The sequence below is a fragment of the Pseudomonas jinjuensis genome, assembly GCF_900103845.1.
GTDB lineage: Bacteria > Pseudomonadota > Gammaproteobacteria > Pseudomonadales > Pseudomonadaceae > Pseudomonas > Pseudomonas jinjuensis.
On the sequence record NZ_FNIJ01000005.1, the window covers coordinates 58,177 to 83,074 of the forward strand.

At 64.9% G+C, this 24,898-nt stretch carries 11 protein-coding genes; 6 read left to right on the forward strand and 5 right to left on the reverse strand.

Going from position 1 to position 24,898, the window contains the following annotated elements; translation table 11 throughout:
* Window positions 1-195: 195 nt before the first annotated feature.
* The 4 genes from BLR75_RS08540 to BLR75_RS08555 all read right to left on the reverse strand — a co-directional run bounded on the left by BLR75_RS08540 (window position 196) and on the right by BLR75_RS08555 (window position 4,787).
* Window positions 196-1,281: a mechanosensitive ion channel family protein gene (locus BLR75_RS08540; protein WP_084313269.1), complete on the reverse strand. Its 1,086-nt coding sequence runs from the start codon at window positions 1,279-1,281 to the stop codon at window positions 196-198.
* Between the two features lie 84 nt (window positions 1,282-1,365).
* Entirely contained in the window at window positions 1,366-1,758 is a 393-nt protein-coding gene (locus BLR75_RS08545) for a DUF1850 domain-containing protein (RefSeq protein ID WP_084313270.1), read from the reverse strand.
* On the reverse strand, window positions 1,755-3,782 hold the full coding sequence (locus tag BLR75_RS08550) for a TRAP transporter permease (protein ID WP_084313271.1): 2,028 nt from the start codon (window positions 3,780-3,782) through the stop codon (window positions 1,755-1,757). Before BLR75_RS08550 ends, BLR75_RS08545 begins: the two co-directional genes overlap by 4 nt.
* A gap of 51 nt (window positions 3,783-3,833) precedes the next feature.
* The gene (locus BLR75_RS08555; RefSeq protein WP_084313272.1) at window positions 3,834-4,787 is read right to left on the reverse strand and encodes a TAXI family TRAP transporter solute-binding subunit; all 954 of its coding nucleotides are present in this window, start codon (window positions 4,785-4,787) and stop codon (window positions 3,834-3,836) included.
* Window positions 4,788-5,250: 463 nt separating this feature from the next.
* Between BLR75_RS08555 and BLR75_RS08560 the strand changes: the two genes are divergently transcribed.
* Entirely contained in the window at window positions 5,251-6,450 is a 1,200-nt protein-coding gene (locus BLR75_RS08560) for an acyl-CoA dehydrogenase family protein (RefSeq protein ID WP_084313273.1), read from the forward strand.
* Window positions 6,451-6,462: 12 nt separating this feature from the next.
* Window positions 6,463-7,605, forward strand: coding sequence for an acyl-CoA dehydrogenase family protein (locus BLR75_RS08565; RefSeq protein WP_084313274.1), 1,143 nt, complete (start codon window positions 6,463-6,465; stop codon window positions 7,603-7,605).
* A 131-nt stretch (window positions 7,606-7,736) separates the two neighbouring features.
* Here the strand turns inward: BLR75_RS08565 and BLR75_RS08570 are convergent, their stop codons facing one another.
* Window positions 7,737-8,807, reverse strand: coding sequence for an amidohydrolase family protein (locus BLR75_RS08570; protein WP_084313275.1), 1,071 nt, complete (start codon window positions 8,805-8,807; stop codon window positions 7,737-7,739).
* 244 nt (window positions 8,808-9,051) lie between these two features.
* Here BLR75_RS08570 and BLR75_RS08575 point away from each other — a divergent pair, with 244 nt between their 5' ends.
* From BLR75_RS08575 to BLR75_RS27190, 4 genes are all read left to right on the forward strand, one after another.
* Entirely contained in the window at window positions 9,052-10,224 is a 1,173-nt protein-coding gene (locus BLR75_RS08575; protein WP_084313276.1) for a thiolase C-terminal domain-containing protein, read from the forward strand.
* A 713-nt stretch (window positions 10,225-10,937) separates the two neighbouring features.
* On the forward strand, window positions 10,938-19,103 hold the full coding sequence (locus tag BLR75_RS26700; RefSeq protein ID WP_090416035.1) for a YadA-like family protein: 8,166 nt from the start codon (window positions 10,938-10,940) through the stop codon (window positions 19,101-19,103).
* 67 nt (window positions 19,104-19,170) lie between these two features.
* Window positions 19,171-19,773, forward strand: a complete 603-nt coding sequence (locus BLR75_RS08585; RefSeq protein ID WP_084313277.1) for an outer membrane protein assembly factor BamE — start codon at window positions 19,171-19,173, stop codon at window positions 19,771-19,773.
* Window positions 19,774-20,994: 1,221 nt separating this feature from the next.
* The gene (locus BLR75_RS27190) at window positions 20,995-24,864 is read left to right on the forward strand and encodes a YadA-like family protein (RefSeq protein ID WP_169720223.1); all 3,870 of its coding nucleotides are present in this window, start codon (window positions 20,995-20,997) and stop codon (window positions 24,862-24,864) included.
* Window positions 24,865-24,898: the final 34 nt, after the last annotated feature.

A 24,898-nucleotide genomic window follows, 5' to 3' on the forward strand; every position in this document is an offset into this window, starting at 1 on the left:
GCCGTGCGCCTTCGAGCCGGTTCGATCCGGCGATGCTCCGCTCCGGCGGAGTGACGTTCCATGCAACACAGGATTTGCCGTTCCATGATCCCAACCGCCCATTCTGCAGGCGCTCATCGAGCAGGCTGAATTGCCCGTCGATTTCCTTGCGGCGATGCCGACCTGCGCGAGCCGTACTGGCGCCGAGCGTGGCGCTTACCTGGTTTTCGGCAGCGCCCATTGCGCCGGCCTGCCAGCGGCAGGCGCCGGGTGTTCGGCCGTGCGCAGTTCGCGCACCGGGAAGGCGAATTCGACGCCCAGGGCTTCGAGCCCGGACAGCAGCTGCAGGTTGATCGCCTGCTGGACATCCATGTAGCGGTTGTAGTCGGCCGTCTGCATGATGTAGACGACCTCGTACAGCAGGCGGCTTTCCTCGAAGGAGAAGAGGTGCGCCCGGTCGAACTTCGCCTCGCTCTGCTTGCCGATGATCTCCCTGACCAGTTCCGCCACGGCCTTGGCCTGGTCGGCCGAGGTGCGGTAGCTGATACCGAACTGGAACACGATTCGCCGCGTATTCATGCGCTTGTAGTTGTGCAGCGTCTGCTTGAGCAGCTCGGTATTGGAACAGACGATCTGCTCGCCGCTGAGGCTGCGGATACGCGTGGTCTTGAGCCCGATATGCTCGATGGTGCCGGCCACGCCGCCGAACACCACGAAGTCGCCGACCTCGAACGGCTTGTCGAAGCCGATCGAGAGGGATGCGAAGACGTCGCTGAGTATGGTTTGCACGGCGAGCGCCACCGCAATGCCGCCGACGCCGAGGCTGGCGATCAGGGCGGTGATGTCGACGCCCAGGTTGGCCAGGATGGAGAGCAGCATCACGGCCCAGACGACGATGAGGATCACCACCGAAATGATCGTCGCCATCACCGGGTTCTGGATGCCGCCGAAGCGTGCGAGGGTCAGGTCCCCGGTCCACAGCCGCACGCAGGCGTCGAGCCAGAGCGCCACCTGCAGCGCCAGGACGACGAACCATCCATGGGCCAGCGCGGCCTCCCAGTTGGCGGGAAGGGCGACCAGCTTGAGGGCCAGCATGAGCGAGAAGACGAATATCAGGATGTTGCTGGTCCTGTTCGCGATGGCCGAGACATAGCGGGCCCAGTGGCTCGTCCTGCCCTCCAGGCGCTTGCGCAGGGCGCGGATGACGAAACGGAGCAGTCCGTAGCCGACGATGGCCGCGATCGTCACCAGCAGCAGATGGCTGAGGAAGGCGATATCCAGCCAGGAATTCAGCTGCGCCATGGTGTCCTCCTTGTCGACTCGGTATGAATAGTTTTTGTCGGGTCGAGGCCGGAGAAGTTCAGGGGAATCGATGATCTGCGCGGGTTAGGGCTGGTCCAGGTCGCAGGCCCAGAAGTCCACCGCCGGGGTCGCCGCCGTCGGCGGTCCCAGCCAGTGCGACAGTGCCCGGCAGCCCCGTTCCGTGCACAGCTGGTAGTCGCCGGCCTCGGGTGTGCGGCCGGCGTGCAGCGGTTGCAGTGGCGGCAGGTGGCGCCGGTAGTGCCAGGCGCCGTCGCGCAATACGGCGTCATCGGGTATCTCCATGCCGGCGCCGTTGCCGCGTACCCGCGCCTCGCCCAGCACCAGTCCGGCCGGAGTCACCCGGTAGTCCTCCTCCCAGCGGATCTTCTCGATGCTGTGCTGCCAGGCGAGGGTGAAATGCTGCAGCGGCAGGCTGGCCCAGATCACCCCGGCCAGCCCCAGGCACATCCCGGTCATGCCGGCTGCCCGGATGCCGCGCGATGGCGCCACAGGTGCCAGCCGACCAGCGCCGCGCCAAGGGCGAAGCCCGCCTCGTCGCTGATCGGCAGGGCGAGGATCAACAGCAGCCCGGCGGCGAACGCCAGAGCGCGTTCCCACCAGGGCATGGGCCCGCTGAAGTGGCCGGTGGAGGCCATGCCCCAGAGCGCCACCGCGAAGATCGCCTTGACCAGCATGTAGAGGGTGGCCATCCAGCTGTCGCCCTGCATCATCAGCGCCGGGTCGTATACCGCCATGAAGGGCACGACGAAACCGGCCAGGGCGATGCGTACCGCCCAGAAGCTGATCTTCAGGCCCTTCTCCTGGGCGATGGGCGCTGCGGCGAAGCAGGCCAGCGCCACCGGCGGCGTCAGGTCGGCGAGGATGCCGAAATAGAACACGAACATGTGCGAGACGATCAGCGGCACGCCCAGCTCCAGCAGGGCCGGGGCGGCGATGGAGCTGGTGATGATGTAGTTGGGGATGGTCGGGATGCCCATGCCCAGCACCAGGCAGGTGAGCATGGTCAGCACCAGCGAGAGGAACAGGTTCTCGCGACCCAGGTCGAGGATATAGCCGGCGAAGGTGGTGGCGACGCCGGTCAGCGAGATGACGCCGATGATCACGCCGACCAGGGTGCAGGCGATGCCCACCGGCACCGCGTGGCGCGCGCCCTCGGCCAGGGCCATGACGCAGGCGCGCAGGGTGGCGCGGCCGCCCCGGATGAAGAAGCAGGCCAGCGCCAGGGCGGCGATGACCAGCAGGATCACGCCGATGCCCAGGCGGAAAAAGCCCGAGCAGAGCACCCCCAGCGCTACCCAGAAGGCGACGCGCAGCCAGGCGTTGCTGGCGCGCAGGATGATTGCCGAGCCGAGAATCACGATTGCCGTCAGGGCCAGGCCGACCATGCCCGAGTACAACGGGGTGCGCCCGGAGAACAGCAGGGCGATCAGCACCAGCAGCGGGATCAGCAGGAACCAGCGCTGGCGCAGCGCGCCCCAGGCGCTGGGACATTGCTCGCGCGGCAGGCCGTGCAACTGGCTGCGCCGCGCCTCCAGGTGGACCATCCAGTACACCGAGCCGAAGTACAGCAGCGCCGGGATCAGCGCTGCCTTGGCCACCTCGGCGTAGGGCACGTTGATGGTCTCGGCCATGATGAAGGCCACCGCGCCCATTACCGGCGGCATGATCTGGCTGCCCATGCTGGAGGTGGCCTCGACGCCCCCGGCGAAGGCCGGCGAATAGCCGAAGCGCTTCATCAGCGGGATGGTGAACTGCCCGGTGGTGACCACATTGGCCACCCCGGAGCCGGTGATGGTGCCCATCAGCGCCGAGGAGAACACCGAGACCTTGGCCGGACCGCCGCTGCGATGGCCGAACAGGCCCATGGCGAAGTCGGTGAACAGGCGGATCATCCCGGCCTGTTCGAGGAAGGCGCCGAACAGGATGAACAGATAGATGTAGGTGGCCGAGACGTAGGTGGGCGTGCCGTACAGCCCCTCGGTGCCGAACGACAGCTGGTTGACCAACTGGTCGACGCCGTAGCCCCGATGCGCCAGGTCGCCCGGCAGGTACTGGCCGAACAGCCCGTAGGCGAGGAACAGGGCGCAGATGATCGGCAGGGCGATGCCCATGACGCGCCGCGCGGCTTCGAACACCAGCACGATCAGCAGCAGGCCGATGAGCATGTCGCCTTGGGTCAGTTCGCCGGAGCGCTGGATCAGGTCGGCCTCGAAGATCCACTGGTAGGCCGCCGTGGCCATGCCCGCCAGGCCCAGCAGCCAGGCCAGCGGCTGCCAGGGACGCTCGTGGCCGCGGGCGGGGTAGCACAGGTACACCACCAGCAGCAGGAAGCCCACGTGTATGGAACGCTGGACCTGGGTGGAAATCAGCGGGAAGGCCGCGGTGGCGACCTGGAATATCGAGAAGGCCAGGGCGACGGCGAACAGGCTGGCGGGCCAGCGTTCGGTGTCGGCGTGCAGACCGTGCGGGGTATCGCTCATGCGGGGGGCTCCTGCGGGGGCCGGCTCCTCGCGCGGGGCCGGCCCGATGGCTCAGGGAAGCAGACCTTTCTCCTTGTAGAAGCGCTCGGCGCCTGGGTGCAGGGGGATCGGCAGGTTCTTCGCCGCGTTCTCCAGGCTGATGTCCTTGGCCGCCGCATGGGCGGTGACCAGGCGCGGCAGGTTGTCGAACATCTGCCGGGTCATCTGGTAGGCCAGATCGTCGCTGACGCCTTCGTGGGTCACCAGGATGTTGACGATGGTGGCAGTAGGCACGTCCGTGCTCTGGCCGTCGTAGGTGTCGGCCGGAATGTTGGCGCTCTGGTAGGCGTTGTTGCCGATCTTCGCCACCACCTCGGCGGGAATCGGCACGAAGACTACCGGCAGGGTCGCCGCCAGGTCGCGGATCGACGCCTGGCCGAGGCCGGAGGATTGCAGGGTGGCGTCGAGCTGGCGGTTCTTGATCAGCTCCACCGACTCGGCGAAGGGCAGGTACTCGACCTTGCCCATGTTCTCGTAGGTCAGGCCGGCGGCCTTGAAGATGGCGCGGGCGTTGAGTTCGGTGCCGGACTTGGGCGCGCCGACCGAGATGCGCTTGCCCTTGAGGTCGGCCAGCGAGCTGATGCCCGACTCCTTGCTGGCGACGATCTGGATGTAGTTGGGATAGGTGCCGGCGATGGCCCGCAACTTCTTCAGCGGGGTCTTGAAGCCTGCTTCGGCGTCACCCTTCCAGGCATCGGCCACCGAGTCGCCGAGGGCGAAGGCCAGCTCGCCACGGCCGGCCTGCAGCAGGTTGAGGTTCTCCACCGAGGCCTTGGTGGCCTGCACCGAAGTCTTGCTGCCTTCGATGCCGTGGCTGTAGATCTGCGACAGGCCGACGCCCACGGGGTAGTACACCCCGCTGGTGCCGCCGGTAAGGATATTGATGAAGGTGGGAGCGGCCTGGGCCGTGGCGCAGACAGCGAGGAAGGCGGCGCTGGCCAGTGCCAGGCGGGTGCGTCGTATCATGGGTCGTCTCCAGACTGTTGTTCTTATGCCTGAATGACTAAACCTAGAACGATTGGCGATGGACTGCCCACTTTTTTGGCCAGGAGTCCGCTCGCGTGAGATCGCCCAAGGGGCCGGGACCGGCAACTCCGGAGCCCCCGCCGGCCTCATGGTGGAGGTGAAAAACCACGTCCACCCTACGCCTGCGGATGCATCCCGGTAGGGTGAATGACGCCTGAGGCGTTATCCACCATCCGTTCTGGCTGAAGCAGTCGCTGCATATTTCCACCCAGCTGCCCCGCGGTCGCGTGAATGCTCCGGCATCACCGTTCCCCATGATGGTGCCGCGCACCGCGGCTGGCGGGTCCGGCAGTCCTTTTGGGGTATCGCCCCTCGGTATCGATCGACTTATATATGCGGGTCATCCGTTTCCCCCGTGGGTCGGCCGTACCGCTGGCCTGTCATAGATCTGAGGAGCACCTCGATGCACATCAGCTATACGCCGGACGAACTCGCCTTCCGTGACGAAGTCCGCGCCTTCCTGCGCGCCGAACTGCCGGAGCGCCTGTCCCGTCGCGTCCTCCAGGGCAAGCACCTGAACAGGGAAGATTCGGTCGAGTGGATGCAGATTCTCAGCAAGCGCGGCTGGCTCGCGCCGGGCTGGCCGGTCGAGCACGGCGGCACCGGCTGGAGCGTGGTGCAGAAGGACATCTTCGACGAGGAATGCTTCGCCGCGGGCGCGCCCACGGTAGTGCCCTTCGGTGTGAAGATGGTCGGCCCGGTGATCATCAGGTTCGGCACCGAGGAGCAGAAGCGGCGCTTCCTGCCGCGCATCCTCGACAACAGCGACTACTGGTGCCAGGGCTATTCGGAGCCGGGCGCCGGTTCCGACCTGGCCTCGCTGAAGACCCGCGCGGTGCGGGACGGCGACCACTACGTGGTGAACGGCCAGAAGATCTGGACCACCTACGCCCACTACGCCGACTGGATCTTCTGCCTGGTGCGCACCGATCCGGAGGCCCAGCAGCAGCGCGGCATTTCCTTCCTGCTGATCGACATGAAGACCCCGGGCATCACCGTGCGGCCGATCATCACCCTCGACGGCGAGCACTCGGTCAACGAGGTGTTCTTCGACAACGTCCGCGTGCCGGTGGAAAACCTGGTCGGCGAAGAGAACAAGGGCTGGACCTGCGCCAAGTACCTGCTCACCCACGAGCGCACCACCATCGCCGCCATGGGCCAGACCAAGGAGATGCTGTCCCGCCTGAAGCACGTCGCCAGCACCGAGCTGCGCGATGGCAAGCCGCTGATCGAGGACCCGCTGTTCGCCGCGCAGATCGCCGACGTGGAAATGCAGGTCATGGCCACCGACATCCTCAACCTGCGCACCCTGGCCGCGGCCCGTGACGGCGGAGTGCCGGGCGCCGAAAGCTCGATCCTGAAGATCAAGGGCACGGAGCTGCGCCAGCAGATCGCCTGGCTCATCAGCAAGGCGGTGGGCAGCTATGCGCTGCCGTACGTCGAGGCGGAACTGGGTTACGGCAGCGGCGAAGATGAATTGCTGCACAGCGAGTTCAGCAGCGCCGCCACCAGTCAGTACCTGGATACCCGCAAGGCTTCGGTCTACGGCGGCTCCAACGAAATCCAGAAAAACATCATCGCCAAGATGATTCTCGAGCTGTAAGGGGAACGGACCATGGACTTCAAACTCAGCGAAGAGCAGCAGATGCTGCAGGACACCGCGGCCCGCCTGGTGCGTGACGCCTATGGCTTCGAGGAACGCGAGAAGTATCGTCAGAGCGAACTCGGTTTCAGTGAGGAAATGTGGCGGCAGTTCGGCGAGCTGGGCCTGGCCGCCGTGCCGTTCGCCGAGGAATCCGGTGGCTTCGGCGGCAGCGGCGTGGAAACCCGCCTGATCATGGCCGAACTGGGTCGCAACCTGTGCCTGGAACCCTACCTGCACTCGGTGATCTTCGCCGGCGGGCTGGTCGAACAGCTGGGCAGCGCCGAGCAGAAGGCCGAGCTGCTGCCGCAGGTGGCGAGCACCAGCCTGCAACTGGCGGTCGCCCTGGAAGAAGCGCAGAGCCACTACCAGCTGCACGACGTGAGTACCCGCGCCGAAATGGTGGAAGGCGGCTGGCGCCTGAATGGCCGCAAGGCCGTGGTGTTCGGCGGCCACAGCGCCGGGTTGATCCTGGTTTCCGCCCGGGTTGCCGGTGCGCAGCGCGACGAGGCGGGCATCAGCCTGTTCCTGGTCGATCCGCAGGGCGCAGGCGTGCGCCGTCGCGAGTACCCGACCATGGACGGCCGCAAGGCCTGCGAGCTGTTCCTCGACAACCTGGTAGTGCCCGCCAACGCGCTGCTCGGGGCGAACGGCGAAGCCCTGGCTGCGCTGCGCTACCAGCAGGGCCGCGCCATCGCCGCACAGTGCGCGGAAGCGGTCGGCAGCATGGAGGCCGCCTGCGCGCTGACCCTGGACTACCTGAAGACCCGCAAGCAGTTCGGCGTGGTGATCGGCCAGTTCCAGGCCCTGCAGCACCGCATGGTGGACATGCGCATGGAGCTGGAACAGGCCGCGTCGATCGCGATCCTCGCCGCCAGCGTGGCCGACGAGCCGGACAGCGAGGAACGCAGCCGCGCCCTGGCGGCGGCCAAGTACATCGTCAGCCGCGCCGGCCGCTTCATCGCCGACAACGCGATCCAGTTGCACGGCGGCATCGGCCTGACCTGGGAATACGTGCTGTCGCACCACGCCAAGCATCTGCTGATGCTGGCCCGGCAGTTCGGCGACGACGACCAGCATCTGCGTGATTTCGTGCGGTTGATGAAGAGGGCGTGAGCCGGGAAGCCACTGCAGGGTTGCACCCTCACCCAGAGGGTGAGGGGACCGGCAACTCCGAAGCATCCCGGCGGCGCCAACTGTAGGAGCGGGCCATGCCCGCGAACCCTCGCGGCCTCAATCCCGACCCCTCACCCCTGCATCCCATAGAAGCGCACCGCGTTGTCGCGGAAGATCGCCTTCAGCGCGCCCATCCCGTAGGGCGCGACCACCCGCAGATTGGCCTCGATGATGTCCGACAGCCGCGCGGTGACCTTGTCCATCGGGAAGTTCGACGCGAACATCAGGCGCTCCGGACCGAACACCCGGATCGCATGCTCGATGCACGGCGAAACCAGTTCGGCGATGGTCTCCACCCCGGCCAGTTCGCGCCGGCGGTGGAAGGCGTGGCCGAGCACCGGCATCAGCAGCCCCGAAATCTTCCCATGCACATGCCTGTGCTGCGCCAGTTCGGCGAGGTCGTCCTTCCAGCGGGCGTAGATGTCCGAGCGTTCGCCGACGCTGCGTCCGGTGAAGCGGCCGACCGGGCCGAACATGCCCACCGGGGTGGCGAGGTGGTCGATCACCAGCGGCACTTCCGGGAAGTTCTTCGCCAGTTGGATGACGTCCGGCAACTGGGTGGAATAGGCCCAGGCGTCGAAGCTCAGGCCGTGTTCGGCGAGGCGGGCATAGCCGCGCTGGAAGGCCGGGTCGCGGTACAGCCCCGGGCGCCGGCTCCAGTCATGCACGCCGGGGTCGTCGTGATGCGCGGCCATGCGGCGGATGCCGCGGAACAGCGGCGAGGCCTTGCGGTGTTCGGCCAGCACCTGGTCGAAGCAGGCGGCGGTCGGGTCGGCGGTGCCGATGATGGCGCCGAGCCGCGGCTTGTCCGCTCCGAACGGCAGTCCGGCGACCCAGCGGGTTTCGCCGACCACGCCGAAATCCCTGTGCTGGTGCCAGCCCGCCTCGATGTGCACCACCGCCTCGACGCTGTAGGCGCTGCAGTCCGCCGCATAGTTCTCCGGCCGGTAGGGCGCCAGCACGTGGTCGGTGAGGCCCACGGTATCCAGCGTGGCGCGCGGCTGGGTGGCGCGGACCACGCGCTCCAGCAGGCGCGGATGCCTGCCGAGCAGCCTGACCGCGAGGCCGGCTCTGTGCGGCGTGGTGTACGGGTCCCACTGGTGGATGTGGGGATCGACGATGGCGAAGGAGAGCGAGTTCAAGGTGATTCACCTTTTGCGCGGTGTTTTCGGCCCGGGCTGTTCAGGATAGATGGCAATCGGCCGGATGCTTGCGGTTGGGGGCGCTTGTTGGCGGTCCGGGTTTCATCCGGCGGCGGTGTGGCCGGGTAGCGAGATTTTCGCTGTGGAGGTCGCCGGCAGCTCGGGGAATCCCCCCTTTACGAGTAGTGCGTTTCGATTGTCGAGTACCTAAGGTAGTGCGATCGAATGTCTGGGGGCTTGTCGAATGAAACGTCGCGTCAACGTGCTGGGGGTGGGCGTCACCGGGTTCAGCCGCCCGGGGGATGCTCCGGGCTTTTCGCAGCTGGCCGCCGAGGCCGCTCATCTGGCGATCGCCGATGCCGGCGTCGATCCGGCGCAGATCAGGGCCGCCTATGCCGGCTTCGCCGGCGGTCATATCTCCCGCGGCTGCGGAGTGCAGGGCATGGACCTGGCGGGCCTCCCCGACCTTGGCGCCATCTGTTGCGGCTGCAGTACCGCGGCGTTCCATCTGGCCAGCCAGATGATCGAGACCGGCAGCGCTGAATGCGCGCTGGTGGTCGGCTTCGAGTGGCTGGAAGCAGGCGAGCCGGAGAGCGTGGCGCTGGATCTGGACCGTTCCTTCGCTGCCCAGCTGCAGGCCCTGCAGGGCAGCCGGAAGCTTGCCGGCCGTGGGCTGGCGCAGCAGATCTTCGCCGGCGCGGCGCGCGAATACATGCAGCGGCATGGCGCGCGCCGGGAAAACTTCGCCATGGTCGCGCTGAAGGCGCACGAGCATGCCAGCCGCAATCCCCGGGCCTTGTACGCACGCAGCCTGACGCTGGACGAGGTGCTGGCGGCGGAACCGGTCATCGACCCGCTGACCGCGCTGCAATGCAGCCAGCCCGCCAACGGCGCGGCGGCGGTGGTGCTGTGCTCCGACGACTTCGCCAGACGCCACGCCGGCGCGCGGCCGGTGCGCATCGCGGCGCAGGCCAGTGCGCGGATGCTGCTGGGGGAGGGTGGCGACGGCTCCTTCACCTGGGCTGCCGGCCACGGCCTGAACGCGACGGCGGCGCAACTGGCCTACGAACAGGCGGGCATCGGCCCTGACGAAATCCAGGTCTGCGAGCTGGACGACAGCTTCACCGCCAGCGAAGTGCTGCTCTACGAATCGCTCGGCTTCTGCCGCGAAGGCGGGGCGGAAGGCTTCATCGAGGACGGCGACAACTCCTACGGCGGCAGGCTGGTGGTCAACCCATCCGGCGGCGCGCTGTCCTGCGGCTACGCCCGTGGCGCCATGCCACTGGTGCAGTGCGCCGAACTGGTAACGCAACTTCGCGGCGCCGCCGGCCCGCGCCAGGTGAAGGGAGCGCGCAATGCGCTACAGCAGTTCCTCGGCCTCGGGGGCAGCAGCGTGGTGACCATTTACCAGGTGTGATCGGGGCTGGGGGCGATAGCGCCCGTGACATCATGTTCATATCGTTCCCACGTTCCCGCGTGGGAACGCAGCTCTCGACCCTCCCGCGTCGCCTTGCCCTTGTCGTCGGTGTGGAACCAGTACTTGTCGATGCACACCCTGGCGCCGGTCGTTGTCACCTGAATTCCTATAGGTGTTTTCCGATGCCTACGAGCAGTCGGAGGGCGTTCTCGTGGGCGACAGGTTGCACTGGCATGTCCGTATGACAAAACCTGGCTGGGCTACTCATATCCCATACCCACATCAGATTCATGGATAAATTAAGAGTGCTCTGAAATATTTTTCCGTGAATCTTCTTTACCTTCAGCCTAGCCAAAATTGCTGCAGGTCTATCCATGTAAAGATGAAACTTCTGCAGTACCGGCTCTCCAGTGTTGGCTGCAATTTATTACGGCGCGTCTCTATATTGCAGTGGGCGGAATAAACGAACTGGTTGGCAGTTGATGCTCGCAATTTTTGTTGGCCCTTATTCGCTTGCCTATTTGTAATGAACATAAATAGCAACCAATACCTTTTCGCAATGTCGCCAGTTCCTGGATTGCATCGAAATGCACAGTCGCCTGCTCTGGCGATACGGCGTCTGCCTCCATTTAATTCCGCACTTCTGCCAAGCCGCCACAGCGCCGTGATGATATGCGCCGGAGTAGTAATTCGCGCCTGCGGTCGCCCGCCATGTGCTGCGTGCTATCGAAGTTGTTTCCCCAATCCTGCTTCCCCCTGAAACGTCCGTCGATTCAGTAATAAATCGTTGTGCTGTAACCCATTCCAAATTATTTCCCATTGAAATCAGTAGTGGGCCGTGCGCCTGCCCAGAGGTTTTTGTGAACAAGACTTATCGAGTTGTCTGGAGCGAAAGCAAGGGTGGTTATGTCGCTGTTGCAGAGACGACAAAAAGTCGCAAGAAAACCAAGTCGATAGTTTCCAGCGTGGTACTTGCAACTGCGCCATTGTTCCTGGTTGGGGGGATTTATAGCTCGGCAATGGCGGCACCGACGTCAACCATCCCCGGCGTGCCTGCTGGAGCTCCGGGATCCAGCGGCTCTAATGGTCAGCCGGGCATATGGGTCAACGACAGCACGGATGGGGGCTGCATCGTGGCCTATGACGCCAGCAGTGGTTCCGGTGGCGGAACTGGAAACCAGTGGTATGGCATCAATGGGTCCACGTACAAGAACTACCTGCCAGGTTGTGACGCCACTGGTAATCTGGGGGCCGGTGCCTACAATACCCAGACGAATCGGACACTGTTCTTCGGCGACGGCACCAGTGCCATATCGCTGAGCCTTGGCGGAAGCCTCTATGTCAACTCTGGTCGTGTGGGCCTGAACAACAAGGTTGATGGCACCAACTCCATGGCGATCGGCAACGTCGACGAAAACGGAGGAGGAACGTCGGCCACCGGGAATGACTCGATCTCGATAGGCAATGATGCCCAGGCAGCGGGAGACAACAGTACCGCGCTGGGTACGGATGCCCAGGCATTGGAAAACAACGGTACCGCGTTGGGTGCGGACGCCAAGGTATCCATAGCGGACGGCGTGGCTATCGGTAGCAAGTCGGTTTCAGACAGGCCGGCGGACGTGGATGGATATGTGCCGACTGGCGCTAGAACAGAGCTAAAAGCCGCAATCGAGGCCACCAGGAGTACGCTGGGTGGCTTGAGCGTCGGCGATCCCAACAATGCCACCTTGAAGCAGTACCGCCAGATCACCGGAGTTGCCGCAGGCACCGAGGATTCCGATGCCGTCAACGTGGCGCAGCTCACGGCCGCACAGACTCACTACTACAGCGTGAACGACAACGGCGTCGTTGGTGGCAATTACGCCAACGATGGAGCCGCGGGCCTAGGTGCATTGGCCGCCGGCATCGCTGCCGGCGCCACCGGAGATAACGCCACGGCAGTGGGTGCGAGCGCCTCGGCGAATGCAGATGCGGCTACAGCGATTGGCTATCAGGCTATGGCGCTTGTGACCAACTCGATCGCCCTGGGTAGCGGAGCGAAGGCTTCCGTCACCGACGGCGTTGCTCTTGGCGCAGACTCGGCGGCCGATACTGCTGCTGGTGTTGCGGGGTACGACCCATTAACGAAACTGGCTTCCACCGACACCAGCGCTACCTGGAAGAGCACCCAGGGTGCCGTCAGCGTGGGTGATGTCGCCACTGGCAAGACCCGTCAGATCAACAGCGTCGCAGCCGGTACAGCCGACACCGATGCGGTCAACGTTGCCCAATTGAAGAAGTCGATTTCCGGCTCGGCAACACATTATTACAGCGTCAACGACGGCGGCACTGTAGGCGGCAACTACAACAACGATGGCGCCACGGGCGCGAACGCACTCGCTGCCGGCGTGAAGGCCGTGGCCAGCAGCCAGAAAAGCATTGCCATCGGTTACGACGCGCAGGCCACCGGCACCACTGGCGACGCCATTGCCATCGGCTCCGGCTCCAGGACTACGGGCGACCAGGCTGTGGGGATCGGAAAAGGCGCTTCTGCCGGCGGAGGCAGCGCCGTGGCAATCGGATCGGCAGCGACTGCTACGGGCGGATCCAACGTCGCCATTGGCAATAACGCAAAGGCGGAGGGCGGTAGCTGGGCTACGGCAGTAGGCTTTGGCGCAAAGACGAGCGACGTCGCGGCTGCGGCGCTGGGCTACAACGCGCAGGCGGGCTACTACGGCACTGCACTCGGAGCAATTGCTGTGGCGGGAAACAATGCGACGGCGGTGGGCACCAAGACGACCGCCAGCGGAAGCACGTCGCTGGCCGCGGGCTACTCCGCGAACTCCTCCGGGCAGTACTCCACGGCCGTCGGCCCGTACGCCAAGGCATCTGGCCAGGGCAGCACGGCGCTGGGCGGTGACTACAACCTGGGAGCCAGTGCGGTTTCGGCCAATAGCGTTGCGCTCGGCTCCGGTTCGGTTGCCAACGTGAACAAGAATATCGTGGGCGTCGATCCGCGGACCGGCCTGGCTTCGACCAGCGTGACGTCCGTCTGGAAAAGTACGACTGGCGCGGTAAGCGTGGGCGACGTCGCCAACGGGGTTACCCGTCAGATCGTCAGCGTGGCAGCCGGCACGGCCGACTCCGATGCGGTCAACGTGGCGCAGTTGAAGTCGGCCACCACGCACTACTACAGCGTGAAAGACAACGGCACGACTGGTGGCAACTACGCCAACGATGGCGCCACGGGATCGGGGGCGTTGGCCGCTGGCTTCAGTAGCGCTGCCGCCGGAACCCAATCCACGGCAGTGGGTTACAACAACAACGCCAGCGGGGATTCGTCCGTTGCCGTGGGCAGCCGCAACCTTGCGACTGCCGATGGCGCCATTGCCATCGGCAACCAAACAAAGGCGACAGCCGCGAATACGGTGGCTATCGGCACCTTTGCGCAAGTAGACAACGCCTATGGTGTTGCCATTGGCTACCAGGCCGCTACATCGACTGGGTCGGCTGGCGTTGCCGTGGGCGATCAGTCCAAGGCCACTGGCACCGGTGCCGCCGCTTTGGGCTATGGGGCCAAGGCTAATGGAGATAATTCGACGGCATTAGGCGCAGGGACCAATGCCACCGAATATTCGACGGCGGTGGGTATTTCTTCCGTGGCGCAAAAATCCTCGTTGGCTGCAGGGTATTTTGCCAGCGCTACCGGCAATAATTCGGCCGCCTTGGGCTACCGCGCCAATGCCCTGGGGGACTTCTCCGTGGCGCTGGGTACTCACGCCAATGCCTCTGCGGCGGACAGTGTGGCGCTGGGCAGGTATGCGGTGGCCAACACTGCCGCAGGTGTGGCGGGCTATGACCCTGTCACCCAGGCTGCATCCACCCAAACCTCCGCGACCTGGAAGAGCACCCTGGGCGCAGTCAGCGTGGGCGATCTCGCCAATTACCGGACGCGCCAGATCACGGGCGTGGCCGCAGGCGCGCTGGATACCGATGCCGTGAACGTGGCGCAGCTCAAGGGCGTGCAGGACCTGGCCACCGCCGGCTGGAACGTCAGCGACGCCGACGGCAACAGCGCCAACATCGGCCCGAACGGCAAGGTCACCTTCAATGGCGACAGCAACATCGACGTGGCCCAGAGCGGTGCGGACCAGGACGGCAAGATAGCTGTCACCCTCAACCGCGACCTGGACCTCGACAGCGTCACTCTGGGCGACACCCTGATCGACACCACCGGCCTGACCATCGCTGGCGGTCCGAGCATCACCACGTCCGGCATCGATGCCGGCGGTCTGGTGATCTCGAACGTGGCACCGGGCGTGGCGGGCACCGATGCGGTGAACGTCGACCAGCTCAAAGATCTGGCCGATACCCCGCTGACCTTCACCGGCAACAGCGGCAGCGTGGAGCGCAAGCTCGGCGATACCCTGACGATCACCGGTGAAGCCGGCACCACTGGCGACTATTCCGGCGCCAACCTGAAAACGGTGGTTGACCCGGCGACCGGGGTGATCAGCCTGCAGATGGCCGAGTCGCCGAAGTTCGGCAACGTCACCATCAACGCTGCCGACAGCGGCAAGATCACCGGCCTGACCGCCGGTACCGACGACACCGACGCGGTGAACGTCAGCCAGCTCACCGAGGTGAAGGACCTGGCCTCGGCCGGCTGGAACGTCAGCGACGCCGACGGCAACAGCGCCAACATCGGCCCGAATGGCAAGGTCATCTTCAGTGGCGACAGCAACATCGACGTGGCTCAGAACGGTGCGGACCAGGACGGCCAGGTGGCCGTCACCCTCAACCGCGACCTGGACCTCGACAGCGTCACCCTGGGCGACACCCTGATCGACACCACCGGCTTGACCATCGCTGGCGGCCCGAGCATTACCACGTCCGGCATTGATGCCGGCGGCCTGGTGATCTCGAACGTGGCGCCGGGCGTGGCGGGCACCGACGCGGTGAACGTCGATCAGTTGAACGAGACCAACGCCAACATCACCAACATCTACGAGACCGGCACCAAGTACTTCCACGCCAACTCCACTGGCGCCGACTCGATCGCTTCCGGTATAGATTCGGTGGCCATCGGCATGGGCGCGGTATCCAGCCATGACGGCAGCGTTGCTCTGGGTGCCGGCTCCCTCGCGGACGGCAGCACCCTGGAGCATGAGGCCTATCTGGTGGGTGGTACCGCCACTGGCGAAGTGAGTATCGGCGACCGCCGCATCACCGGCCTGTCGGCCGGCGCAGATGACACCGATGCGGTCAATGTGGGGCAGCTCAAGGCAGTCACTTCCGCGTCGGTCGCCGATGCGGTGATGTACGACGACAGCACCCACAACAGCGTGACCTTGGGTGGCGACACCTACAACAGCGTCACCAAGACCGGCGGCACCCGCATCAGGAATGTGGCAGCCGGCGTGGATGGTGGCGATGCGGTGAACGTCGATCAGTTGAACGCACAGGGCGACGAACTGACCGCCAAGGGCCTGGACTTCGCCGATACCGCAGGCAACATTCTGCACCGTGATCTGGGCGAGCTCCTGACCATCAGTGGCGAGGGCAGCACTGCCGGCGACTACTCCGGTGCCAACCTGCAGACGGTGATCGATCCGCTGACCGGCACCCTGTCGCTGCAGATGGCCGAGTCGCCGAAGTTCGGCAATGTCACCATCAACGATGGCGGCAGCGGCAAGATCACTGGCCTGACCGCCGGTACCGACGGCACCGACGCGGTGAACGTCGACCAACTGACCGCCCTTGCTGATCAAGCCGTCCAGTACGACCTTAATGGCGACGGCACCGTCAACTACAACTCGGTGACCCTGGCTGGCGACACCTACGACACCGTCACCAAGACCGGCGGCACCCGCATCAGGAATGTGGCAGCCGGCGTGGATGGTGGCGATGCGGTGAACGTCGATCAGCTCACCGACATGGGTGACGACCTGACCGCCAAGGGCCTGAAGTTCGACGGTAACGAAGGTGGCATCGTCCACCGTGACCTGGGCGAGACCCTGGTGATCACCGGTGAAGCCAGCACTGCTGGCGACTACTCCGGTGCCAACCTGAAGACCGTGACCGACCCGCTGACTGGTGCGATCAGCCTGCAGATGGCCGAAGCGCCGAAGTTCGGCAACGTCACCCTCAATGATGGCGGCAGCGGCAAGATCACCGGCCTGACCGCCGGTACCGACGACACCGATGCGGTGAACGTCAGCCAACTGACTGCAGCCACCGCCGATGCGGTGATGTACGACGACAGCACCCACAACAGCGTGACCCTGGGTGGCGACACCTATAACAGCGTCACCAGGACCGGCGGCACCCGCATCAGGAACGTGGCGGCCGGTGAGGACGGTGGCGACGCGGTGAATGTCGATCAGCTCAACGACGTGAAGGACCTGGCCTCGGCCGGCTGGAACGTCAGCGATGTCGACGGCAGCAGCGCCAACATCGGTCCGAACGGCAAGGTCACGTTCACGGGCGACAGCAACATCGGCGTAGCCCAGAGCGGTGCGGACCAGGACGGCAAGATAGCTGTCACCCTCAACCGGGACCTGGATGTCGACAGCGTCACCCTGGGCGATACCCTGATCAACAACGCCGGCCTGACCATCAACAATGGTCCGAGCATCACTGTGGGTGGTATCGACATGCACAACACCAGGATCACCAACCTCGCCAAGGGTGAGGATGGTGGCGACGCGGTGAACCTCGATCAGCTCAACGAGATGGGTGACGGCCTGACTACCAAGGGCCTGAAGTTCGCCGGTAATGAAGGCGATACCGTGCATCGTAATCTGGGTGAAACCCTGGCTATCAGCGGCGAGGCCAGCGCGGCGGGCAGCTACTCGGGTGCCAACCTGAAGACTGTGACCGATCCGCTGACCGGGACGATCCATCTGCAGATGGCAGAGTCGCCGAAGTTCGGCAACGTTACCCTCAACGATGGCGGCAGCGGCAAGATCACCGGCCTGACGGCAGGTGAGGACGACACCGATGCGGTGAATGTCAGCCAACTGACTGCGGCCACCGCCGATGCGGTGATGTACGACGACAGCACCCACAACAGCGTGACCCTGGGTGGCGATACCTACGACAGCGTCACCAAGACCGGCGGCACGAAGATCACCAACGTGGCCCGTGGCGAGGACGACAGCGACGCGGTGAACAAGTCGCAGCTCAACGAGACGAACGCAAACGTCACGCACCTGGGCGACACCATCACCCACATCGCTGGCGACACCAGCACCACCTACACCGACGTGCATGGCATGGGCATCCGTTACGTCCGCACCAACGAAGCCGGTCTGGTGGAGAGCGACTCCTCGGCCGAAGGCCAGGGCAGCACCGCGGTGGGCTATAACGCCATCTCCATGGGTGAAAGCAGCCTGGCCCTGGGCCGTGAGGCGCAAGCCAACAACACCGGGGACGTGGCGCTGGGCGCAGGCTCGGTGACCGATGCAGCCGTAGGCACGGCCGGCGTGACCATCGCCGGCACCGACTACGATTTCGCCGGCACCAGTCCGACCAGCACCGTCAGCGTTGGCTCGGTGGGCAACGAGCGGACCCTCACCAACGTCGCCGCCGGCCGCCTGAGTGCGACCAGCACCGACGCGGTGAACGGTTCGCAGCTGTATGCCACCAACCAGGCCGTCGAAGACCTGAGCACCCAAGTCGTCAATATCCATGACAACGGTGTGAAGTACTTCCACGCCAACTCGACCAAGGCCGACTCGACTGCCAGCGGTGCGAACTCCGTGGTTGCCGGTCCGGCTGCCGTCGCCAGCGGTGCCAGTTCCGTCGCCATGGGTGACGAAGCGCAGGCAACCGCCGACAAGGCGACTGCCGTCGGCGCCAATGCCACGGCATCGGGTACTGGTGCTTCGGCCTTTGGCAACAACGCCAAGGCAGAGGGCAATGGTTCGCTGGCCATGGGCGATGGCGCCAGGGCCACCAAAGAGAAGAGCACGGCCATCGGTAGCGGCGCGGAGGCTACGGCCAGGAACGCTGTTGCCCTGGGTGCCGATTCGGTGGCCGATCGCGACGACAGCGTATCTGTTGGCAGCAAGGGCAAGGAACGGCAGATCACCAACGTCAAGGCCGGTACGGCTGATACCGATGCGGTCAACGTTGCCCAGCTCAAGGGTGTCGACCAGAAGATCACCAATGTCGCTGGTGATGTGACTGACGTGAAGAACGATGTGAAGAACATCGACAATCGTGTCACCAAGGTCGAGAACGGCGAGGCCGGCATGTTCCAGGTCAACCAGACCAGCAAGCCGGTTGCACCCAAGCCCACGGGCGTGGATGCGGTTGCGGGTGGTTCGGGTGCCGAAGCTTCCGGGAAGAACAGCGTTGCCATCGGTACCAAGTCCAGGTCTTCGGGTGAGAACTCGGTTGCCATGGGTAACGGCTCCAGCGCCACGGCGAAGAACTCGGTGGCTCTGGGCACCAACTCGGTGGCGGATCGCGAGAACAGCGTGTCGGTGGGCAGTGCGGGCAACGAGCGGCAGATCACCAACGTGAGGGCCGGTACGGCCGATACCGATGCGGTCAACCTCAGCCAGCTGAACAAGAGCGTGGGTGATGTCCTCAACAACGCCAATGCCTACACCGATGCGCGTTACAGCGACCTGAAGCACGACATCGCCGAGCAGGACAATACCCTCAGCGCGGGTATCGCCGGCGCCATGGCCATGGCCAGTCTGCCGCAGCCCTACGAGCCGGGCGCCAGCATGGCCGCCGTCGGTGTCAGCGGCTATCGCGGCCAGTCGGCGCTGTCGGTCGGCGTGTCGCGCATCTCCGACAACGGCAAATGGGTGACCAAGCTGCAGGGCAGCGCGGACAGCCAGGGTGAAGTGGGGGTAGGGGTTGGCGTCGGCTACCAGTGGTAAGTCAGCCCAGCCCCGGGCCCGGCATTGGCCGGGCCTTCACCCACGACAGGAATTCAAGGTACTCAACATGTTCAAGGCAACCCGCAATACCCTCCGCTTCGCCGTAGCGGCGACCGCCCTGGCGGCCCTTGCCGCCTGCGGCACCCGCACCATCAGTGACGTCGATTCCCAGGGCATCACCCAGGAACCGGTATTCCCTGAAACCAGCCAGGCCACCCGCCCTGACGGCAGCTACGCCAACCTGGAAAACCTCGGCAAGATCGCGAGCGGCATGACCAAGGCGCAGATCCAGGAACTGATCGGCTCACCGCACTTCAAGGAAGGCATGTTCGGTGTGCGCGAGTGGGACTACATCCTGAAGTTCCGTCAGCCGAACGGGCAGCCGGACCAGGTCTGCCAGTACAAGGTGCTGTTCGACGAGAACCTGCTGGCACGTTCCTTCTACTACTACCCGGAGGACTGCCGGGCCAGGGCTGAAGAGCAACCGGCGCCGGTGAAGAGCGAATCGCTGACACTCTCCGCCGATGCCACCTTTGCCTTCGGCAGTGCGGTGCTGAGCGAGCCGGGCAGAACCGAGCTGGCCAGCCTGGCCGGCTGCCTGGGTGGCGCCGGTAACTTCCGGATCGCCAGCAAGCTGGCTCCTACAGGGGATAGTGTTCTGGCTGAGTAATGGGGGGCACGCGGCGGGTTGTACCGCCCTACGCGGAACTCAGGGGGGCAGCGAACGTAGGGTGGATGGCGCTCTTCCATCCACCATTCCGGGGCCGCCTGCGCGGCCGTGGTGGATCGATGGAGCGTGATCCACCCTACGTACTGGCCTTGCCCCCACGGGTAGAGGCACGGTATCTACGAGTGTCTCAGGCCCGTTCGGACGCGGGGCGTCGGGGGGCTGCTCTTCGTAGGAGCCAGCTTGCTGGCGATGGATGTGCCAGCCGGCTGCCTGGGTGGCGCCGGTAACTTCCGGATCGCCAGCAAGCTGGCTCCTACAGGGATAGTGTTCTGGCCGAGCTACGCCCACGCGGCGGGTTGTACCCGCCCTACGCGGAACTCAGGGGGGGCAGCGAAACGTAGGGTGGATGGCGCTCTTCCATCCACCATTGCGGGGCCGCCTGCGCGGCCGTGGTGGATCGATGGAGCGTGATCCACCCTACGTACTGGCCTTGCCCCCGCGGGTAGAGGCACGGTATCTACGAGTGTCTCAGGCCCGTTCGGACGCGGGGCGTCGGGGGGGCTGCTCTTCGCAGGAGCCAGCTTGCTGGCGATGGATGTGCCAGCCGGCTGCCTGGGTGGCGCCGGTAACTTCCGGATCGCCAGCAAGCTGGCTCCTGCAGGGATAGTGTTCTGGCTGAGCTACGCCCACGCGGCGGGTGGCACCCGACCTACGATTTTCCCAGTTGTCTGACGTCGATATGTTAGGGATTTCCTGCCGGAGCTGTAGGAAGGAGCGGGCAGCAATTGCCCGATCTGTAGTCACTTTCCATGCTCGCAGGATGGCCGAGGGACTGCTTTGAGAGTTCGCAGGCTGTCTATTACGCGGCTTCCCGGCATGCCGCTGCGGCGGAATAGCGCACGGGTAGCGTGCCTGCAAGCTTCCCAAACTCAGAGCCACTCCTACAGATGAAGCCAAAGTGCTCTGACATATTCCTCCTTCAGCCCTCCGTAGCCTTCGCGCATCGAACGCCGCTGGCGGGTGCTCCAGGGTGGAGAAGAAACACCGCACCGGTTCGGCAGTATCGAGGCATCGGTGTCGACCGCCATCCTTTCATGGATCCGCCAATACCGCGGTGCCTTCACTGATCGAACTGGCAACCCGCGCCAGATAGCTCGCGTTCGCAAGTTTTTACTCCTTTCCCAGTTATCCCGGGGCACGGTTCCCGGCAGGAGTTTCATTGTGAACAAGATCTATCGTCTGGTCTGGAACACTTCCCAAGGCGGCTGGGTGGTCGCCTCCGAGCACGCCAAGGAGCATGGCAAGCAGGGCGGCTCACATGTAATCGGCGAGGGCGAGGCCCTAGTGGGCCGCGAGAGCGACGGCTTCCTGCGCGTGATGGCGCATCCCTCGACGCCGATCGGCGCGGTCCTGACGCTGACGGCTGCGCTGATGGGCGGCGGCATGTCGGAAGAGGCCATTGGTGCTCCCGGGTTGTTCGTCAATGACAGCGACAAGGTATCGGGGGCTGACAGCGGTTGCATTCGTGTCCTCGATACCGGTGCTCAGGGACAAACCGGCTGGCAGTACCTGACACAAGCTGACAATCCCAATGCGATCGCCAACTGTGATTCCGGCGACAAGGCATCGCAGACCGGCCGCGTCCTGTTCTACGGATCGGGCACCCAGACCGGCAGCGACTCGCTGACTCTCGGCAACGAGCTGTTCGTCAACGGTGGCCGCCTTGGCCTGAACGATGTGCGCAACGGCACCAACGCCATGGCGATCGGCAACGTCTCCGCCACCGATGGCACCACCGCCACCGGCCAGGACTCCATCGCCATCGGCAACAACGCGCAATCCTCCGCAGCGAGCGCCCTGGCCCTGGGTACCGGCGCAGTATCCAGCCATGATGGCAGCGTCGCCCTGGGTGCCGGCTCCGTCGCGAATGGCACCACCCTGGTTAATGAGGCCTACCTGGTGGGCGGTACCGCCACCGGCGAAGTGAATATCGGTGACCGCCGCATCACCGGTCTGTCGGCCGGCGCGGATGACACCGATGCGGTCAATGTGGCGCAGCTCACGGCCGCACAGACTCACTACTACAGCGTCAACGACAACGGCACGGTGGGCGGCAACTACAACAACGACGGCGCGACCGGTATCAACGCACTGGCGGCTGGTGTAGGCGCGACGGCCACCGGTCGAAGTGGCATTGCCATGGGGGATGCGGCGAGGTCCACCAACAACGACACCATTGCAGTGGGGCACAACGCAGTAGCGTCGAGTGCGAATTCGGCGCATACCGACATGATTGCGATTGGCCTGAATTCAAGCGCTTCGAACGACCATGCCTTGGCCATCGGAACATCGGCAACCGCGTCGAGCAACAACACGACGGCCGTGGGCGCGAATGCCGTGGCGAGCGGAGCTGCGGCTTCTGCATTGGGTCACTCTGCCACTGCCAGTGGCTCCTTCAGTACGGCGGTGGGCTCGAACGCCGTCGCGTCCAGGGGAAGCGCGGTTGCGATCGGCAACGGATCGAATGCGGCCGGCGACAATTCGGCGGCGATTGGCTATCAGGCTGCTACGTCGGCGACCAATGCTCTCGCCATTGGTAACAATGCCAAGGCCCAGACGGGGGCCAACAGTGCCATTGCCATCGGTAACGCCGCGGTGGTTTCGACCGGAGCTGTCAACTCGATCGCCCTGGGCAACGGAGCGACAGCTTCCATCACCGACGGTGTTGCCCTTGGCGCAGGCTCGGTCGCCAATACTGCTGCCGGTATCGCGGGGTTCGACCCGTTGACGAAGCTGGCTTCCACCGATACCAGCGCTACCTGGAAGAGCACTCTGGGTGCCGTCAGCGTAGGCGATGCGGCTACCGGAAAGACTCGCCAGATCACCGGTGTGGCCGCAGGTTTGCAAGAGACCGATGCCGTCAACGTGGCGCAGCTCAAGGGCGTGGCCGATCTGGCCTCGGCCGGCTGGAACGTCAGCGACGCCGACGGCAACAGCGCCAATATAGGCCCGAATGGCAACGTTACCTTCAGTGGCGACAGCAACATCGGCGTGGCCCAGAGCGGTGCGGACCAGGACGGCCAGGTGACCGTCACTCTCAACCGTGACCTGGACCTCGACAGCGTCACTATGGGCGACACCCTGATCAACAACGCCGGCCTGACCATCAACAATGGCCCGAGCATCACTGTGGGTGGCATCGACATGAATCACACCAGGATCACCAACCTCGCGCCCGGCGTGGACGGTGGCGATGCGGTGAACGTCGATCAGCTCACTGATGTGAGGGACCTGGCCTCGGCCGGCTGGAACGTCAGCGACGCCGCCGGCAACAGCGCCAACATCGGCCCGAACGGCAACGTTACCTTCAGCGGCGACAGCAACATCGGCGTGGCCCAGAGCGGTGCGGACCAGGACGGCCAGGTGACCGTCACTCTCAACCGTGACCTGGACCTCGACAGCGTCACTATGGGCGACACCCTGATCAACAACGCCGGCCTGACCATCAACAATGGTCCGAGCATCACTGTGGGCGGCATCGACATGAACCACACCAGGATCACCAACCTCGCGCCCGGCGTGGACGGTAGCGATGCGGTGAACCTCGATCAGTTGAATGCGCAGGGTGGCGAACTGACCACCAGGGGCCTGGATTTTGCTGGCAACGAAGGCGACCCCGTGCATCGTAACCTGGGAGAAACCCTGATCATCAGGGGTGGGGCCACCACCGCAGGCACCTACTCCGGCGCCAACCTGAAGACCGTCGTCGATCCGAATACCGGTATCGTCTCGCTGCAGATGGCCGATGCGCCGAAGTTCGGCGACATCACCATCAACGACAACGGCAAGATCACCGGCATCGCCGACGGTGACGTCAGCGCGGACAGCACCGATGCGATCAACGGTTCGCAGCTGTTCGACGTCAGCAACCAGATCAACAACATCAACAACGGCGGCGGCATCAAGTACTTCCATGCCAATTCCGTGAAGGCCGACTCGCAGGCTATCGGCACCGACTCGATCGCGGTCGGCCCCAACGCGCAGGCATCGGGCGCCGGCTCGATAGCCATGGGTGACGAGGCCAGTGCGTCCGGCGCGGGCAGCACCGCCGTCGGCCAGGGTGCCAATGCCTCGGCCAGCGGCAGCGTGGCGCTCGGCCAGGGCGCCAGCGACAACGGCCGCGGTGCGGAAAGCTACGTCGGCAAGTACTCCAATGCGCAGAACGACACCGTCGGCACCGTCTCGGTGGGTAACGCCGCCACCGGAGAAACCCGCACCATCAGCAACGTCGCCGACGGCAGGCAGGCCACCGATGCGGTCAACCTGCGGCAACTGGACGGCGCGGTAGCCGAGTCGAAGCAATACACCGACGACTCGATCAACCAGGTCAACACCACCGTCACCAACGTGGACAACCGCGTCACCAACGTCGAGGGCACCGTCAACCGGATCGATACCTACGTGACCAACATCGACAATGGCACGGAAGGCATGTTCCAGGTGAACAACACCAGCCGCCGCGCGCATCCGCGGCCGACCGGAGCCGACGCGACGGCTGGCGGCGCTGGTGCCATCGCCTCCGGCGCCAACAGCACGGCTATCGGCTCCAACGCCCAGGCCACCGCCGACAACTCCGTCGCCCTGGGCGCCAACTCGGTGGCAGACCGTGCCAACAGCGTGTCGGTGGGCAGCGCCGGCAACGAACGGCAGATCACCAACGTGGGGGCCGGTACCGCAGGTACCGACGCGGTCAACCTCGACCAGTTGAACAAGAGCGTGGGTAGCGTTGCCAACAACGCCAATGCCTATACCGACTCGCGTTACAACGCCCTGAAGAACGACCTCGACGAGCAGGACGACACCCTCAGTGCGGGGATCGCCGGGGCCATGGCCATGGCCAGCCTGCCGCAGCCCTACGAGCCGGGCGCCAGCATGGCCGCGGTCGGCGTCAGCGGTTATCGCGGCCAGTCGGCGCTGTCGGTCGGCGTGTCGCGCATCTCCGACAACGGCAAGTGGGTGACCAAACTGCAGGGCAGTGCGGACAGCCAGGGTGAAGTGGGCGTCGGGGTCGGCGTCGGTTACCAGTGGTAACCCTTCGCCGCTAGGCCCGGGCCCGGCGCTCGCC

Bases quoted from the DNA above. Each gene is read 5' to 3' on its own strand.
- BLR75_RS08545 (WP_084313270.1), bottom strand. From the start codon at position 1,758: ATGACCGGGATGTGCCTGGGGCTGGCCGGGGTGATCTGGGCCAGCCTG.
- BLR75_RS08575 (WP_084313276.1), top strand. From the start codon at position 9,052: ATGAAACGTCGCGTCAACGTGCTGGGGGTGGGCGTCACCGGGTTCAGC.
- BLR75_RS08560 (WP_084313273.1), top strand. From the start codon at position 5,251: ATGCACATCAGCTATACGCCGGACGAACTCGCCTTCCGTGACGAAGTC.
- BLR75_RS08550 (WP_084313271.1), bottom strand. From the start codon at position 3,782: ATGAGCGATACCCCGCACGGTCTGCACGCCGACACCGAACGCTGGCCC.
- BLR75_RS08585 (WP_084313277.1), top strand. From the start codon at position 19,171: ATGTTCAAGGCAACCCGCAATACCCTCCGCTTCGCCGTAGCGGCGACC.
- BLR75_RS08540 (WP_084313269.1), bottom strand. From the start codon at position 1,281: ATGGCGCAGCTGAATTCCTGGCTGGATATCGCCTTCCTCAGCCATCTG.
- BLR75_RS08565 (WP_084313274.1), top strand. From the start codon at position 6,463: ATGGACTTCAAACTCAGCGAAGAGCAGCAGATGCTGCAGGACACCGCG.
- BLR75_RS08555 (WP_084313272.1), bottom strand. From the start codon at position 4,787: ATGATACGACGCACCCGCCTGGCACTGGCCAGCGCCGCCTTCCTCGCT.